Origin of the sequence: Yersinia enterocolitica subsp. enterocolitica (assembly GCF_901472495.1) — a bacterium.
GTDB classification, from domain to species: Bacteria; Pseudomonadota; Gammaproteobacteria; order Enterobacterales; family Enterobacteriaceae; genus Yersinia; species Yersinia enterocolitica.
Genome location: NZ_LR590469.1, coordinates 3,136,007 through 3,153,835 on the forward strand (window position 1 = coordinate 3,136,007; position 17,829 = coordinate 3,153,835).

Here is a 17,829-nt window from a genome sequence, read left to right on the forward strand (position 1 = left end):
TTCCTGATGGTATTGCCAGTTCAAGAATCGCAGGGATATTCCCTCTCAATGAGTTACCCGCCGCATTGAGTGTTATGAGTCAGAACTCTTCTCAAGGGAAAATTCTTATTCGTTGTGATAGCTAAAAAAATCAGGCCAGAGCTAAGCCCCAGCCTGAAAGTCATACTGTAACATGATGAATTAGAAACTAATCTTCACACCGACATTACCCGCATAACCGTCCATTTTACCGTTAAAAGCGCGCTGGTATTTAGCATCTGCATAAATATCAACATTACTATTCACTTTAGCAGTCACGCCAGCCCCGCCCTGCCAATAGGTTTTACTGAATTCAGGGCGCAGACTCGCCGTATCAATAGTGACCTGCGGGTTTTTACCTAACTGATACACCACATCAGCAGATAAATAAGGTTTGATGGTTTGCTGTTTGGTTGCCTCACTAAAGACACGCATCCCTGCGCGGGCCTGCCCGACAGAGTAAGAAGTAGCGCTCACTCCTGAAATCTCGTCACTGAAACTGTTCAGATTCAGATATTGGTATTTCAGTTGCCCCTGAGGCTCCACTTTCCAACTTCCTGCAATAGGGTACGCCTGACCCACTTCGGCAGATAGCGCCGCACCATAACCATTCTGTTTGGCATCATGTTGGCTCTGATAATTATTACGGTATAACGTCCCTTGGCCAACGAGGTCAATATAGCCACCTTGTGGCGTCATTAAGGTGTAATAACCGCCCAGACCATAAGCATCAGTCTTAATCTTACCCGTATTGACTGATAGCTCTGGACGCACAGCCCGCGCCTTATCTTGCGTGTCAGTTTCCTGTTTACCCAGCGTTATCATCACGCCCGCTGTCGCCTGTGTTCCGGCAGAGTTTTCAGCTTGATAGAAATCATGGCCCAATTGAGCGAACCAGATATCTGAGTCATAGCTAAAACGGCCCGCATCAAACTTATTATGCTGCCCGCTAATCCGGCCCCAGGAATCCTGATTAAAACCATTGGTCGCACCTTCAGCTGAACCACGGCGTTCGTGCAAACTGCCTAAAGTGGTAAAACCATAGAATGCATTTAACCACGGCGCGGCAATATATCCTGGCACTTCACTGCGATAAGCCGTTTCAGGTGGTTGTGGTGCCACAGGCGCAGGGTCAACACCAATACCTGTCCCCGGATCTGTCGGGCCAACAGGCGCCAGATTGGACTGCAAATTCCAGCTATGTTCATCTATCTTATATAAGAAATACTGATATGCCCCAGCAACAACCCCGTTGCTCATGGTGAATTGCCCAAAGTCGGTATCACCATCAACGGTAATAAGGTTGATTCCGGTGCCGCTAGTTAATGCCCCCAGCCCACCTTGATTAATCACCTGAACATAATGATCACCAGTAACATTCCCTATCACATGCAATTTATCTGCCGGTGAACTGTCATCGCCTAATTGCGCATTGAAAACAAAACTACCATTGCCAGTGAGATTGCTATTAATAGTTAAGGTACTAAAACTGTATCCCAACGCGCGTGCATTTGGGTTACTGCTGCTTGGGATAAAGTTCATCTGACCCAAAATGTGCATCGACTCAACATCGGCATCACCGGTCAAATTCCACACACTGCTGCTATCAACATCAACACTTTTGGCGTTATATGCTGCACCAGTCCAGACCGAATTGTTCTTCAGTGTTAAGCTAACATTATTATGCTCTTCCGCCTGAAGGTCACCCACCAGCACCGAATAGTTGTCAGCATTAAGATTGACGTTACTGATAATATTGAGCGGAGAAGCTAGCGTTCCGACGTTAGTACTGGCGTTGACCAGCAACCCATTGCCGCCGATTAACTGTGAACCATTGTTCACATCAATATTGATATTGGCACCATATGCGCGAACACCAGCACCGTTCTCACTGACAACTTGAGAGTTATCCAACATAACCTTGCTATAAACCGCATTCGAGCCTGCGGCATAAATTCCACCCGCATTCACACCACTGGTAGTAATTTGGCTGTCTTTTAGCGCAATAGAGCTGCTGGTTTGAGTCCACAAAGCATAAGCACTGGCACCGGTTGAGGTCGCGGTGATATTTTTAGCATTGATAGACGAACCGATAAAGGTGCCGAGCACCATGCCTGAAGCACCGGTGGTGTTAATCGTCGCCCCAGCCAGATTCAGATTTCCACCACGCGCAGCAGTAGCACCAATACTGCCAACACCAGCTGTGGAGATGCTCATATTGGTGGCATTAAAAATTGATTCTGAGTAAATGCCGTGAGAACTATTGCCGCTTGTTCTCACAACTGTACTATCGACGGTTGCTGTGCCCCGGTTCTCTATAGCGGTAGCACCATCCCCTTCGGTAATGAACTCGGCATTATTTACCTTCACCGATGACGTCGTATCCGGTACCCAAATTCCCATGGCATAAGTGCCTTTGGAATGGTAGGAGCCGCCATTGATCGTGACGTCAGCATTCATATTAGCGTTAACCATCGTCGCATTACTGCTATGAGATATCGCATTGATATTATTTAATATAATGACTGCTTTATTGGTCGAACTGTTACCCATAGCACGTAACACTGCGCCCGAAGCCAAATCAATATTGGCATTGCTGACTGTAGCCGAACCGGTAATATCAAAAACCTGATTCATATTACCCGTGGCCGTCAAGCCATCCATGGTAATAGTCGAATCCCGGCCAACACTCACCCCGGCGTAGCCGTTGGTCATATTAATTGTGGTGTTATCTAAGGTGGCATTTATACCGCCATTCCCAATATAAACCCCGGTGCCACTGGCACTGCTGGTGTTATTTATGGTGTTATTCGCCCCACTTAACGCACTGCCAATATCACTCAGATAAATACCGTAACTACCACCACCACTGGCATTGAGAGTCGTATTATTGACTGTTAATTTAGCACCACCGGCCCCCGAAATACCGTAAGCCGATGAGCCACTGGTGGAGATCACAGTGCCATTAATATCCGCACTGCTCCCCAGACCCGTCGAAGAAACACCATAAGCGGTGGAGCCAGTCGTCGTCACCGTCCCCCCCCTGTAAGTTCACGGTGCCTTTATTATTGCTGATACCAAATGCCACGACACCATCAGTCTTGATAGCCGATCCATTCAGTGTCAGAGTGCCGCCATTAGTCACATTGGCACCATTTGCACCGCGTCCCGTGGTAGTGATAGCGACATCTGAGCCGCCAGTTACCTCACTGGTAGAACCTTGCACGCTGACCGGAGATAGGTTGTCACTATCGGTGCCATACTCACCTAAAATTGCAACAGAATTACCATCAGTGACACTGACTGTCTGTGCCGCCCAACTATAAAGTGGCGTTAGCAGCGGCACCAGTAAACTGGCCAGCAACGTTTTACGAAAACAAGGTAAGCGCGCTATATTATTTATATTCATATTGACAACCTGGCTTTATAACAAATTCAAATAGAAAAAGTTTTTAACTTTATTTATTAGGTCTTGTTTTATCTGTAATATTTATATTTATTTGTCAGGTTTAATTTAAAGAAAATAAATAACCCACCCTGTTGAGAATATATGTGATAAGAAATATTTTTAATATGGGACTACATGCCAAAATATGTAGTCCTTTTCCTACAAAATATAAATAAAGATCTGAATCAGTCGCTTAAAACGGTTGAATTGAAAATATAACTGACGCTAATTTCAGCATGTCAAAATGCTGGATTTTACCCACTACAGTTGTGATAGACGTCGACTCTGCTATTATCAACAGATTAGCCGCTGTTTTATGTCATATTTTGTAGAAGAATCATCTGCATAAGGCATGGATAACTGTATTCGAGGAGAATTATGCCGAACGCACCGCGAGACAACCCAGCCCCGCTGGCTGCTGGGATTGAAACTGGCAAAAAAGCGATTTCCTTTATGACACGGATAAGTGATCGTGTGAAAGCTTACCCGGCAGTCGCCCATATTATCCGTGCAACAGACCGTTTCAATGATCGGTTAGGCAGCCAGTTTGGGGCCGCTATTACTTATTTTTCATTTTTGTCACTTATTCCTATTTTGATGGTTTCTTTTGCCGCCGTGGGTTTTGTGCTGGCATCCAATCCTGACTTATTGGCTGAATTAATTAACAAAATTGTTAATACTATCAGTGACCCAAGTTTGGCAGCCACACTTAAGAACACCGTAAATACCGCTATCCAACAGCGTACGACCGTGGGATTAACCGGTTTGGCGATTGCACTTTATTCCGGGATAAGTTGGATGGGAAATCTGCGCGAAGCCATTCGCGCCCAGTCACGAGATGTTTGGGAGCGCAATCCGCAGGATCAGGAAAAGTTCTATTACCGCTATGCGCGTGATTTTGTTTCGCTCACCGGGTTAGTTATCGCGCTGATCATTACCCTGTCGCTGACGTCTATCGCCGGTGCGGCGCAATCTGCAATTGTTGATGCATTAGGGTTAGGGGGGATCGAGTGGTTGCGGCCAGTCATGACACTCATTGCCTTATCAATTTCTATTGCCGCTAATTATCTATTATTTTTATGGATCTTCTGGATTCTGCCACGGCATAAGCCGAAGAAAAAAGCACTGTTGCGCGGCACCCTGATTGCCGCAATCGGTTTTGAAATCATCAAATTCATCATGACTATGATGCTGCCGCGTCTTGCCAGCTCTCCATCGGGAGCGGCTTTTGGTTCAGTCATCGGCCTAATGGCCTTTTTCTACTTTTTCGCTCGCTTAACCTTATTTTGTGCCGCCTGGATAGCCACCGCTCGCTACGCCGAGGACGGAACATTGCCCCAGACAAGCGGCAATAACACCGCAGAGTAACCCCTGATCATGGAGGATCACCAATGTCTCACAATATAAAATTACTGATACTACTCGCCGTTGTTATGCTAGCTGCTTTGCTGGTCTATCAATTTCGTTTTAGCCACGCCGATGCGCTGTGGAAAATTGTTAGCCAGCAGTGTGTTCCGCATATGGAACAGGAACATAACCCGCAACCCTGTGTTGAGGTCGATACACCAGCGGGTTTCGTGGTGTTTAAAGATAAGAATGGGCCATTACAGTATTTATTAATGCCGACCGCCAAAATTAGCGGCATAGAAAGCCCCCAGTTATTAGCCGCCAGCAGTCCCAACTATTTCTTTGATGCCTGGCAAGCTCGCCACTTTATGGCGGATAAATATGGTGCACCCATTGATGACGCGGATATCTCGCTAGCTATCAATTCAAAATTTGGCCGCAGTCAGGATCAACTACACATTCATATTTCGTGTCTAAAGCCAGCAGTCAAAACGGCTCTGGCAGCACAGGAAACTGATTTCCGTCAGCAATGGCAGCCCTTACCCGGCGGTTTATTGGGACACGATTATTTAGTTCGGCGTACTACCGCAGCAGAATTGCAACAATCAGGTGCGTTTCGTTTGTTAGCAAGCGAAGTGCCGGGCGCGCAAGATGAAATGGGGCGTTATGGTTTAGCCATGACAGCATTACCGGATGGGCAATTCTTACTACTCGCCAGCAAAGCGAGTCTGACAAAGTTGCATCGTGCATCGGTGGAGGAATTGCAAGACCACAGTTGCCAACTGCTCCCCCAACCACCGATACATTAACTCGTTATTTTTTCTGCTTCATTTTTTGCAACAGCGGTGTGCACTGATTTTCTTCCGCTTCACTTGGGGAAATCAGTGCCAGCAATGCAGCGGCAGGTGTGAGTGCCACACCTAATACCGCAGCAACCGCACCACGGGCCAGTAGAGGCCCGGCTTTGACCCCGGCATCAGGCTGTTTAAATGTGCCTTTCACATACAGCGGAGAACGTAGAGTCAGAATTCGCAACCCTTTGCTTTCCGGATTAATAGATAAATCCAGCCGTTCGGTAGCAAAATTGATATTACCGGTAATATTGATAATGGCATTTTCGGTATCAATAACAAATAAGCGCGGTGTCGCCAGGCCATTGCGTAACTGAATATCCGCCACTGCGCAGTTAATTTTGACCTCATCATCGCCAAACAGCTTCGCCACCAGATAGTTACCCACATTCAGGCCGAGTAATTCCATTAAGCTGCGGCTGATAAGGCCCTGATTCAGTAACAAGCGCAGGTTACCATTACTGGTGGCCAACAGCGCAGCAACTGAGTTACCGGTCGCAGTAAATGATGCATCGCCATTCAACTGCCCCAAGCTGTTGCGCATTGCCTGTACCTGTGGCAACAGCTCTTTCAGTTGTAGGCGACGGGCATGCAAATCAACTTTACCCTGCATCGGGTCTTTGTTGCCATTCAGGCGCAGAGTTGCATTGAGATTCCCCCTTGCCATGCCAAATCGCAGCGGGTCGAGCAGCAATTCCCCATTATTAAGCACTACGTGAGTCGACAAGTCAGTCAATGGTAATGATTTATCCCGATCGATACGTTTAGCCGCATAGGTAACATCCGCATCCATCACTCCCCAGCTTTTGGTATCAAATTTTTCAGTCGGCAGCACCTTATTGCTCGGTTGTCGGCTGCGCTCGCCACGATTGGCTTTTTCCTGATTGGAATCAGCCCCAATTAAAGGGGCCAAATCAGCAAAACGTAATTTATCTGACGACATGTTGCCGACTAATTTCGGGCGCGGTTGGCTGGCGGTGTAAGTCAGGTCACCATGAATATCGCTATCGCCGATTTTGCCATTAAAGTTTTCATAACGATAAACTGCCCCACCGGCCTGTTTGAGGCTCGCGATTAAGCGACCATCGGTATTAAATGGGGGAGTGGCTGGCAATAACACACCAATCAGCGGATAGAGGTTATCCAAACTGGCACCGGAGAATTTCAATTGCAGATCCAGCCCCGCCAGATTGGCAGGATCGGTTAATGTACCCGCTACCGCCACCCGAGTGGAGCCAGAGCGGACATCTGCCTGTAATGGGAAGGGAATGCTGGCATCATTCATCGACAACATTCCACCGATTTTGCCACTGCCAGTTAAAGGCTGCCCCTGATACTTACCGTCAATCTTCCAACCAAACACAAAATCCGGAGCCTTGTTCTGCGCTTTTTCAGTAGCTTTTTTCTCGTTACGGGTGCCGGTCACCTCAGCAAATGGTAGCGGCTTACCCAGCGGGTCAATCACCGCCTGCAAGTCTGCTTTTAGCACCGCATCTTTCAGGTTTATCTGGCCGCGATCAAACACAATATCATCAATATTTACTGACCAATCAGACACGCTACTCTTATCCCCCGCCGGGCTATTCGCCAGATTAAATGTCCAGTTATTCTTACCATCAGCCAGGCGTAGCAAGGTGGCATCCGGTTGTGTCAGCCAGATGCGCGGTATCCAGACCTCTTTCGCCAGCAACGCCAGCGGAGCAATACTGGCATCAACCCGTTTCAGGGTGACCATCTCGCCAGTAGGGAATGCGGTAGATTCTGTTGTGCTTTCGGCGTTATTGCTCTTGCCAGCGGTGTTACCGCCGGCTAAATCGGGCGGGTTGCCCAGCACCAAATCCTCAGCGTGGATATGCGGCCACGGTACCCAGCCGCGCCAGCCTAGCTCATCACCTTTACGTGACCAGTCCACCCCCAGATTGCCGCGAATAGCGAAAGGCCGTTGCAGCTCAGTCGAGACTTTTTCATTAATGGTTGGCTTGAGACGATTCCAGTCGAAAGTCATAATAAACACAACAATTGCCGCCAATAGCAGCAAAATTCCCGCGACAATGCCCGTCAGCACTTTTCCGGTTTTGGTCATAGTAGCTCCATGCCAGTACTCATGATGTTAATAGTCTGAATTAAAAAACTACTTTAACCATAGTCGAGAATGAAGCCGTCAGGCAGAATGGCAGAAATAGGTGCTGATTTATTAACCAATAAGGATTAGCCACAAAACAGCATGGGCAGGGTCTGTAAACGATCAAATGACGTCGGTCGGGAGAGATAATAACCTTGCGCAGCAACCGCATCAGACTGCTGTACCATCGCCCATTCTTGCGAGGTTTCCACCCCTTCAACAATCACGCCTTTGCTATAACTTCCCATCAGGGTCACCAGTTTGAAAAACAGTTGGTTCCCAACATCACTTTCTTGCAGCACGATAAACAAGTCTCTGGCGACTTTGATGTATTCATAGCGCCAACTAATAAATGAAGTGAAATTCGCCAGCCCGCTGCCAAAATCATCCAGCCATAGCCGGTCTGCCTCGGCAATACGTGCAAAGGGGGTATCAAGAGAGGTATCGACATGCTCGAGCAATTCAAAGCGAATGTAAGGCATGGCATCAATTAACACCTTAGCCTGCAAGTCGTCCTGCATCGCCATCAAAGCCTGACCATCAATGTTAATCGAGACCAACACCGAGTGATGCACAAATATAGCATGCCATTGCTTGACCATCTTCAACTGCTCCAGCACTACATCCAGACGGGCGCGGATACTAATAGCACTGAAGTAATCTTCCGGATTCAAGCGGGTATCCGGCGAGGAAGGATGGAAAACCGCCGTAAGCAGCTCAATAGCCAGCAGCGCCCCAGAGGTGCGGTAGATGGGTTGAAAAGTGTACCGACGCTGACATTGCCGCCAGAAGCTCTGTCCTTTATTACGATCGATGGCGGCAAAGGATGGCGCAAGTAAACCTGATACTTTATTGGTCATCATCAGTTTAGTCGCCATGTTTAGGGCATCTGACCGTCAAGGCAATAAATATTGTCGCCCGCTCGAGATACCCAGAGATAAACGGTTTTCCTTCTGGTGATGTTATCGACTCGTGCGGACAGAACTTTATATAGCAGCATGACAGATTATTATTTCCAGCCAGATTACAGGCCAAAGCAGGCTGGCGCGGCGCATTTAAGCCATCTATATTACTTAACTCAATGGTGCCATCAGTATTGCTGGAGATGAACATGCCTTATGTCAATATTAAAATTACTCGCGAAGGGGCGACGGCGGAACAGAAAAAACAACTGATCGCGGGTGTGACCCAATTGTTAGTCGATACTTTGGGTAAAAACCCGGCCACCACCGTGGTGGTGATTGATGAAGTGGAGACCGATAACTGGGGGATTGGAGGCCACAGTGTGACCGACCTGCGAAAGTCATCCTAATTATTTTCAGGATGCTAACTATTTTCAGGATCATAAAGCGGTTCAGAATAGCGGGAAACTTATCAGTTTCCCGACCTATATCATAAAAAATTTAAAACGTCGTTTTAATACTATTGACTCTAACCAAGCCAGCAGTGAGACTAACCTTATTTCCATTATCGACTCACAGGCCAGCTTTCCATGACCAGCAAAAATATTGCCGTTATCGGCGAATGCATGATTGAACTGTCACAAAAAGGTACCGACCTTAGCCGGGGCTTTGGCGGTGATACGCTGAATACGGCGGTATATGTTGCCCGTCAGGTGTCAAAGCAGGACTTGAATGTCCATTACGTCACGGCGCTGGGTACTGATAGTTTCAGTAACGAGATGTTGGCAGCCTGGCAGCAGGAAAACATTCACACCGACCTCATTCAGCGTATGGATGATAAATTGCCAGGGCTGTATTTTATCGAAACAGACAGCACCGGTGAGCGCACTTTCTATTATTGGCGCAATGATGCTGCCGCACGTTTCTGGCTCACCAGCCCGGCGGCAGACGAAATCTGCCAACGTCTGGAAAAGTTTGATTATCTGTATCTTAGTGGTATCAGCCTGGCGATTCTCGACCACACTTCCCGCCAACGCTTACTGAAATTGCTGCGTGCCTGCCGTGCTAACGGTGGCAAAGTTATCTTTGATAATAACTACCGCCCTCGCCTGTGGCAGAGCAAGGAAGAGACGCAACAAGCCTACCGCGACATGTTGGCTTGCACGGATATCGCCTTCCTGACACTGGATGATGAAGACATGCTGTGGGGCGAGAAGCCACTGGAGCAGGTCATCGAACGCACACAGAATTTAGGTGTAAACGAAATTATTATTAAGCGCGGCGCAGATTCCTGCATCATCTGGGTGAAAGAGGGCTTTGAGGCTCACCAGTATGATGTGCCAGCAGTTAAACTGCCGAAAGAAAAAGTGGTCGATACCACCGCGGCTGGGGATTCCTTCAGTGCCGGTTATTTGGCTGTTCGCCTAACCGGTGGTAGCGCACGCGACGCCGCCGTGCGTGGGCATTTAACCGCCAGCACCGTAATTCAATATCGTGGCGCAATCATCCCACTGGCGGCCATGCCAGCGGTGTGATTGATAATATTTATCGCCAGAAATCAGAATGAAGGGGAAGCGTGCCGTTGGGGTCATAGCGGCGTGAGCCGCCGGAGCGCCCCTGGGTGCGGTAACCCCTTCGGTTACTGAAGCCCGAACACAATGTCCGGGCTTATTCATAACGACGTAATATTTTGCTTATTGCGCTGTTGTGGGTATCGCGGACGCGGCTTCAGCAGCACCTGCCGCAGCTGGTGCTGCATCTTCTGGCACCACGGTATGTGGTGTCATAATCGCGTTATAGGCATCTTGCAGCGCTTTCACATTCACTTCTGGCTCACCTTTGGGCTGGGTCAGAATCAGCGTGGTATCTTGCGATAATTGCTGCTTCAATTCCTGATTTAGCTCCGCCAACGTCAGCCCTGACAAAAATGCCTGCCGTAGCTTCTGATACTGTTCTGGCGCAATATCCACCACACCACTTTGCTGTGAACGCAGACGCTGACTCATCAAAATATCAGTATCTGTACGAGCATAAGTGGCAAATAACTTACTGAGTTGATCGTTTTTCTGCACCATCAAGGCATCGAACTCAGTCTGGCTCAGGCCATTGGTGCGCAAGCTGACCAGTTCGCGCGCCACAAAATTCATGCCCGACGTCAGATTTTCAGTTGGTGTATTCAGGTGAATAGCACATTGAGCACGCTGATATTGCACCCGGCAATCAAAGCCCAACTTCAGGTTCTTCTGATCACTTTTTTCCAGCACTTGTTGAACATGCCAGAATAGTGCCTCACGGGCTAAATCACTGCGCCAGTAGCGGCTTAACGCAACGGAGTCCTGAATCGGATGCCAAGGGGTATCCCACATTAATGATAATGTGTCTTGTGTCGCCTGCTCACTCATCAAGCTCACCGGCTCTGGTGGCAGTGGCGCTAGCATCGCGATAGGTGCCGGCGTTGTACGTTTCCCTTTCAACTCAGAGAATGTTTTGCCAATTTGGGCAGCAATACTGCGGCTATCAACATTACCCACCACATACAATGTCATGGCATCCGGGGTATACCATTGCTGATAAAACTGTTTCAGTTTCTCGATATCTACTGGTTTTGCCACTGGCTGGCCGGGATCATGTCCCATCAGAGAAGAGCCTTTAAGGCGGTAACGCCACCAAGGTTCCTGAATATTTTGCGGGAATGTGGCAATAGGATCGGTTGCACTATTCAGTGCTGCATTGACAGTCGGTTCACTGATAGCCAGTTTGCCACTGGTATCGGATAACCACGCCAGGGCTTCTTTCATCAAATCGGGGCGGTTATTGGGCAAACTCAAACTGTATAAGGTGAAATCATAAGATGTAATAGCCGGTGGCAACGGACGATCGTTATCGACCCCTTGCTGCCATAGAGACTGAAGCTGGGCAGGAGTAAAACTCGCGCTGCTCATTAATGCCAGGCGCGGTAACAGATGGGCAAAACCAACGTGTTGTGCGCTCTCAGATAATGAGCCAGTATTAACCACCAGACGTAACTCGATCCGATCGCTAGGGCGCTGCGGTGTCGCTAGCAACTGCCATGAAAACCCGTTTTCTAATTTTCCCTGCTGCCAGGCAGGATCGGGTTGTAGTGCTTCAGCCTGCACATTACTGCTGGCGGCAGCCAACAATAATCCACCAACTATGAGACGAATTCTGGTGCCCTGCATGTGAACCCCTACTTAATAAACTATCCAAATTTGACCCTTCTTACTTGAAGTTGCAGCGGTGTTAGCGGCTTTCCTTCACCCGAATCACTGACTTGAGTCAACTCATCGGGATTCACTCATTTGCTGCCTACCTGCAACCCCAATGACTTTGGGTATAAACAATGCAATCCTTACGTGAACCATGCGTGTTTTCATGCAAATTGTCACAGTGAGAGCGGAACGTGGGAGTGTACCATTCTGTTAGACCGCATGCTTTTGTGGATGTCACTCATCAGAGTAAAAAATAGTATCTAAATGGTAATTAACACAAGAAATGATATCGCGGGGGTGATCACGAGGTGCTACCGGTGGCCATGTTAGCCACCGGTAGTGAATCGAATAGACAAATGACTTAATGTTTTATTCTGAGCGAATCAAGCAGATGTGCTGCTCTTTATCTCTTTATTCGGTAAGGTTTTATTTGATAACACCGCTTGTAGCTGATCGTTATCCAACTGGTTACACCATTTCGCGACAACAATGGTTGCAACCCCATTCCCCACCAGATTAGTCAGCGCACGGGCTTCCGACATAAAGCGGTCGATACCCAGAATCAGCGCCAAACCTGCCAATGGTAAATGCCCAACCGCAGAGATGGTGGCCGCCAACACGATAAAGCCGCTACCTGTAACCCCTGCGGCACCTTTTGAGGAGAGCAACAGCACCACCAATAAGGTCACCTGATGAATAACATCCATATGGGTATTGGTAGCCTGGGCAATAAATACCGCCGCCATCGTCAGATAAATAGAGGTTCCGTCCAGGTTAAACGAGTAACCGGTCGGGATAACCAAGCCCACCACAGACTTCTTACACCCCGCTTTCTCCATCTTATCCAGCATGCGCGGCAACACAGACTCTGAAGATGATGTCCCTAACACGATCAACAACTCTTCTTTTATATAACGGATAAATTTGAAGATATTAAAGCCATTGAATTTCGCGATAGAACCCAGCACCACCACCACAAACAACACGCAGGTTATGTAGAAGCAGATAATCAACTGACCCAACTGCACCAAGCTACCCACACCGTACTTACCAATAGTAAAGGCCATTGCACCGAAAGCCCCGATAGGTGCCAGGCGCATAATCATATTGATAATGCCGAAGATAACGCGGGAGAAGCTCTCGATAACATTAAAGATAAGCTGACCTTTTTCACCCAGACGATGCAGGGCAAAACCGAACAGAACAGCAAACAGTAAGACTTGCAGAATGTTGCCACTGGCAAAGGCACCCACTACGCTGCCAGGAATGATATCCAGCAAGAAAGGTATAATTCCTTGCTGTGAGGCTTGCTCGGCATAAAGTGCAACCGCCTTGGCATCCAGTGTCGCCGGGTCGATATTCATACCAGCACCGGGTTGCACCACGTTAACAATCACCAAGCCAATCAGCAGTGCAATGGTACTGACAATCTCAAAATAAAGCAGCGCAATGGCACCGGTGCGGCCCACCGCTTTCATACTTTCCATACCCGCAATACCGGTCACGACGGTACAGAAAATCACGGGCGCGATAATCATTTTAATTAGTTTAACAAATCCATCACCCAAAGGTTTCATCTGAGCGCCGAGCTCCGGGTAAAAGTGCCCCAATAATACGCCCAAGGTAATCGCCGTTAACACCTGAAAATAAAGACTTTTAAATACTGAAGCTTTCATAACTATGTCCTTTTGGGTAAATACACGGCAGCCTGTCGCTTTGCTCTCTGTGATGATTGAGTGACACTTCTTTTTTATCCGTGCTTGCGCGGAAAATAACACCCTCATAACAATATGGAAATTATTAGTTGCACTGGATTGCACCCTAAATGCGAAATTAAGAACTGAAACGCTTCAAGCGGCAGCAACAATGGGAATTCAGTCAAATCAACCAGACAATTAACTCAAAATGATTAGCTACAAGAATGAATGGAAAAGAAACAACCAACAGAAGTGAGGGTTTATCGGAATGAATGATTTTTGAAGGGAACGTTTGACGGGTAGTTGCCCCCTTTTGAGGGTAGGGAAAGGGGGCTATTTAGCAAAAATAGTCTGGGTTATTTGATGGCCCGACTGGGTAGCGCAGCAGCACTATTAATCGCAATTTCGTTAATGGCACTCCAGTTATTAACATCCGTACCGAAGGTATCCAATTTGATATATTTAGCTGTGACGGGAGTGAAAGTGAGTTTTTCACCATTTTTATCTGCGGAAGATGTTTCCAGACCTTCAGCCAATGGCTGCCAGTTCTTACCATCATTGGAGTAAAAAATGGAAAACTTCAGTTTCCGCTCGGTGGGTTTAAACGGAACAATCAGAATATTTTCAATGGATTGTTCTTTATCCAGTTCAAGCTGTACCCAACTCTCGCCAGATGCCGCCCAACGCGTTTTAACATCACCATCAGCGATATTCGCCGGAACATGGCCTTTTTCACTGTCATAACCGGATGCCGTTACCGCAACAATTTGTGCCGCATAGCCAGATGCGCAAAACAACGAGCCGAGCAAAACTGTGGCTAAAACTTGTTTTTTCATCAACCTATCCTTTTTATCACGACGATGAGAACCCGTGGGTAAAAGCGCCGGGCAAGCAGACCCTGGGAAGCCGCTGCTCGGCACTTTTTACCAACAGCGGCCCCAGCACGGGCCGCTGTCGGGACTATTTACGGCCGTTCGGTTGCAGCTTCTCGCCCACATTGAGCAAGAACAGTTCATTATCACGGGTTGACACTCGCGCTGAACCGTCATCCATTCGATAAGCCCCTTCCGTGAAACCCGCACCATTGAGGAAAGGTGCCACTGCCTGTGGTTTATTGCGCAATGACGCTTCCAGAGCCAACAGAGCGTAAGGTTCTATGGCATCAACATCGGCATATTGGCGATCAGGTGAGGCCATGAAGAAGCCGTCGATATAACGTGTTTTAATGATGTTATCGCCGATTTTCTCTGCCAGTTTTCGATAATCCGCCACCTGACTGGCATGGTAGAGATCCAACAAAGCAAACAAGGCGTAAGGATCACTGTTGGTGGTGTCCATATTGACTTTGACTTCTTTGCCCGGCGCAGTACCGATATCACCCAGCCCCTGGTCGTTGGCAATACCACGGGCCACTTTCCACAGTAATGGGTCATTGTCGATAGCATAAGCACGCGCATAAGAAATCAGGAATTCATTACCTGCTTTGTATGGTTTGAGCACTGTGCCTTTTTTGCCGTAATAACCATCACGCGGCAGGGTGTAATTCGACAAATCCTGCCCGTTGGCTATCATTGGACGGAAGGTATTGTCTTGATCGTTATAGGCATATTTGGCGAATGCTTTCAGACCATCCACCGTCCATTTCAGCAAGTCCTGCCCCTGTGGACCTAAGTCTTTACCCAATTGCAACTGCATCAAGGCATTTTCAGAATAAAGGGTGCTGGTGCGCCCTTTGAGCATCATATTGCCTTCCAGTGCTGCCGGGCCGAACTCTGGCCCAAACTGGCGCTGAGCGCGGTCACCGAATTTGGAATGGGTATCGGCATCATCAGTGGGTTCTTCACGTTTCAGGGCTTGTGTGAACTGATAAACACCGAGGCCCGTTTTGGCGTCACGCGGCAAAACATACTGATCGGCCAGGCGCTTAGCCCAAGTTAATGCGCCCTGATCTTGCTGGTGTTGGTAAAGCAGGGATGCGGAATAAATCAGATCATTCCCCGCATTAAGGAAACTCAATCCCTTGGTAGCAAAGAAAGGTGGCTGCTGCTCAAATTTGCTTTCCCACAGTGCGCCCATCGGTTTGCCATATTCACCGTGGCGGCTGGTTTCGAGAATACGCCAATCATAAACATGGGCATTCCAAAAACCACGAATAAAGCGAGCGGTGGCATCACTGTCGACACTGAACATCAGGTCATAGTAGGGATAGGCATTTTTCAGCTCATGCACCCTCTCTTTTTCACTTGGCCCTTCTGGCTGGAGGGTTTTCAGATCCACAAACCGGTGTCCTCCCCAATACAGTAAGCCACTCGGATCTTGATAGTTCTGGAAGTGATAGCGAACAATATCTTCAGCACGCTTCTGATAGCGCGGATCACCACTGAGTTGGCTCAAGCCACTCATGACACGCATTAGATTTTGTTGTGCCGAAAAGTTTGATAATACTGCCCGACGGCCATCGGGGAATATCCATTCCAATTGCTGTCCGGTTCGGGGGTCAACACCATCCGCCAGCAGCGGGCTGGGCTTATCACCGTGGTAAGTATCGGATGCCTTGTTTAATACATTATCGACATACTGTTTTACCACAGTCAGGCGGTCGGTATCCGCTGCCTGTCCGGCGGGTATATACAGCGTTGCCAGCGCTGCCATACTCAAAAATAACGCTCTTTTTTTCATTACTTCGTTACCTGTCAAAAATCGTTATAGCGAGGTGTGACCCCTAAGGTCAGAATTTAATTATTTCAACGCGGGATCAGAAACTGTATTTGATACCTACACGGTAACGGGTTTGGCGCTCATCGGTATTTTTGCTACCGGAAACATTACCGATAGCCATATAAGGCGACCAGTTCTTATCCCACTTATACGTCAATTTAAAATCATGGGTCCAATCGTAATTTTCGTTATCCGATAAAATTACACCGGCTTTATTCGCTTGCTTGTAATCCAACTCATAGTCTAATTGGAAGTCTTTATTGATTTTATAACTCAAAACACTCGTCAGATTATAACCATTTTCAGACGTGTCTTTTTTGGTATTAATATTGGCGCTGGTGCGTTTGTAATAAGGACGATAACGCAATGAAACAGAGAGATCATCAGTGATATTTGCCTTACCACGCAGATAAGGACGATAGCTGTTAGCCGTCGAGCTTGAATCTAATGAGAAGCCTGGTTCGATAGAGAATGTTTTATCAATTTTATAGACATAGCTGGCAACTACTTCAGTGCCGTTACTCACACCTTCATGGAATGGCTTATCTTTGTCACTGCCGCTTTTCCACTTACCTTCCAGTGATAAACCGAAACCATTAGCAAAGCGGTGAGACATTAATAAGCGGTCTTTGTGATTATTACCACTTTGGTCTTGTGTTTCATGACGATAGTCAATAGTTACTGCCATTGCGCTGGTGCTGATAAGTGATGCCACTGCCAGAGATAATAATTTAAATTTCATTACAGTTACCTTATTTTAATAAATAACATTAATTATTATGATAAATATAAATCTCACTTATGAAACGCCATTCTATTTATTTTGATATAAAGTTCCGAGATCCATGGCTAATAGTTGGAAATTAATAGAACCAATATCAATTTATGTGACAGGGTTCAAAGTAAATAGTTTTTACTAATGCACTGACACTGTAAGTTTTTTGTTATAGCCTAGAGATAGCAAGGGGTAGGACTATTTCGAAGGGGATCGCCTTCGAATTAAATAGTCTTGACTAGGTAGGTATTAATATTGTATATGTGGCTGAATAAATAAAATAGATGTCAGTCGAATATTTTCTTATCGGTATTATTGTTGGTTTTAATCACTTTTATATAATAACGTTATTTTCGCAGAGGATAATTTGGCAATCAATACACACCAAAGTATGGCGAAGTGGGTATTTTAGATTAAAATCTATTTTTATTTAATATAGGGAAGGATAATATTTTGGTCGTTCCTATTTAGATGAAAATACTGATATTCGACTAAAACCCAGTGATTAAGCACAAATCAAGTCAGTGATTCGGGTAAGTGAGAGAAGCTAACACAGCTGTAGCGTCGTGAACGCAGGGTAATACCCAAAGCCATTGGTGTTACAGCAAGGCAGCGAGCGAAGGCATCCCGATGAGCTGACTCAAGTCAGTGATTCAGGTAAGTGAGAGAAGCTAACACCGCTGTAGCGTCGTGAACGCAGGGTGATACCCAAAGCCATTGG

11 protein-coding genes and 1 pseudogene are annotated in these 17,829 nt (G+C 47.2%); 4 read left to right on the forward strand and 8 right to left on the reverse strand.

Translation table 11 applies throughout. The features are described from left to right. Positions 1–180: 180 nt before the first annotated feature. A pseudogene (yapE, locus tag FGL26_RS15010) lies at positions 181–3,427 on the reverse strand (autotransporter adhesin YapE). Positions 3,428–3,844: 417 nt separating this feature from the next. Here yapE and yhjD point away from each other — a divergent pair. Both yhjD and FGL26_RS15020 read left to right on the forward strand, forming a co-directional pair. Beyond that, positions 3,845–4,834 carry an inner membrane protein YhjD gene (gene yhjD / locus FGL26_RS15015; RefSeq protein ID WP_005157374.1) on the forward strand — a complete coding sequence of 330 codons (990 nt, stop codon included), beginning with the start codon at positions 3,845–3,847 and terminating at the stop codon, positions 4,832–4,834. A 23-nt stretch (positions 4,835–4,857) separates the two neighbouring features. Further along, the gene (locus FGL26_RS15020) at positions 4,858–5,622 is read left to right on the forward strand and encodes a CDP-diacylglycerol diphosphatase (RefSeq protein ID WP_005174851.1); all 765 of its coding nucleotides are present in this window, start codon (positions 4,858–4,860) and stop codon (positions 5,620–5,622) included. Positions 5,623–5,626: 4 nt separating this feature from the next. Here the strand turns inward: FGL26_RS15020 and FGL26_RS15025 are convergent, their stop codons facing one another. Continuing rightward, entirely contained in the window at positions 5,627–7,747 is a 2,121-nt protein-coding gene (locus FGL26_RS15025) for an AsmA family protein (protein ID WP_005174853.1), read from the reverse strand. Between the two features lie 125 nt (positions 7,748–7,872). Further along, a complete protein-coding gene (pdeH, locus tag FGL26_RS15030) occupies positions 7,873–8,664 on the reverse strand; it encodes a cyclic-guanylate-specific phosphodiesterase (RefSeq protein WP_005174855.1) in 792 nt (263 codons plus the stop codon). A gap of 233 nt (positions 8,665–8,897) precedes the next feature. Here pdeH and FGL26_RS15035 point away from each other — a divergent pair, with 233 nt between their 5' ends. Together FGL26_RS15035 and kdgK are read left to right on the forward strand one after the other, a co-directional pair. Continuing rightward, positions 8,898–9,098: a 2-hydroxymuconate tautomerase family protein gene (locus FGL26_RS15035; RefSeq protein ID WP_005174856.1), complete on the forward strand. Its 201-nt coding sequence runs from the start codon at positions 8,898–8,900 to the stop codon at positions 9,096–9,098. A gap of 180 nt (positions 9,099–9,278) precedes the next feature. Further along, positions 9,279–10,223: a 2-dehydro-3-deoxygluconokinase gene (gene kdgK, locus FGL26_RS15040; protein ID WP_005174859.1), complete on the forward strand. Its 945-nt coding sequence runs from the start codon at positions 9,279–9,281 to the stop codon at positions 10,221–10,223. 159 nt (positions 10,224–10,382) lie between these two features. Here kdgK and FGL26_RS15050 read toward each other — a convergent pair whose 3' ends face one another. From FGL26_RS15050 to FGL26_RS15070, 5 genes are all read right to left on the reverse strand, one after another. Next, on the reverse strand, positions 10,383–11,888 hold the full coding sequence (locus FGL26_RS15050) for a M16 family metallopeptidase (RefSeq protein ID WP_005174860.1): 1,506 nt from the start codon (positions 11,886–11,888) through the stop codon (positions 10,383–10,385). Between the two features lie 413 nt (positions 11,889–12,301). After that, positions 12,302–13,594 carry a dicarboxylate/amino acid:cation symporter gene (locus FGL26_RS15055; protein ID WP_005174862.1) on the reverse strand — a complete coding sequence of 431 codons (1,293 nt, stop codon included), beginning with the start codon at positions 13,592–13,594 and terminating at the stop codon, positions 12,302–12,304. A 377-nt stretch (positions 13,595–13,971) separates the two neighbouring features. Beyond that, positions 13,972–14,451, reverse strand: coding sequence for a discoidin domain-containing protein (locus FGL26_RS15060; RefSeq protein ID WP_005174864.1), 480 nt, complete (start codon positions 14,449–14,451; stop codon positions 13,972–13,974). A gap of 124 nt (positions 14,452–14,575) precedes the next feature. Then, the gene (locus FGL26_RS15065; RefSeq protein WP_005174865.1) at positions 14,576–16,294 is read right to left on the reverse strand and encodes a pectate lyase; all 1,719 of its coding nucleotides are present in this window, start codon (positions 16,292–16,294) and stop codon (positions 14,576–14,578) included. A 76-nt stretch (positions 16,295–16,370) separates the two neighbouring features. Beyond that, positions 16,371–17,075, reverse strand: coding sequence for an oligogalacturonate-specific porin KdgM family protein (locus FGL26_RS15070; protein WP_005174866.1), 705 nt, complete (start codon positions 17,073–17,075; stop codon positions 16,371–16,373). Between the last annotated feature and the right edge of the window lie 754 nt (positions 17,076–17,829).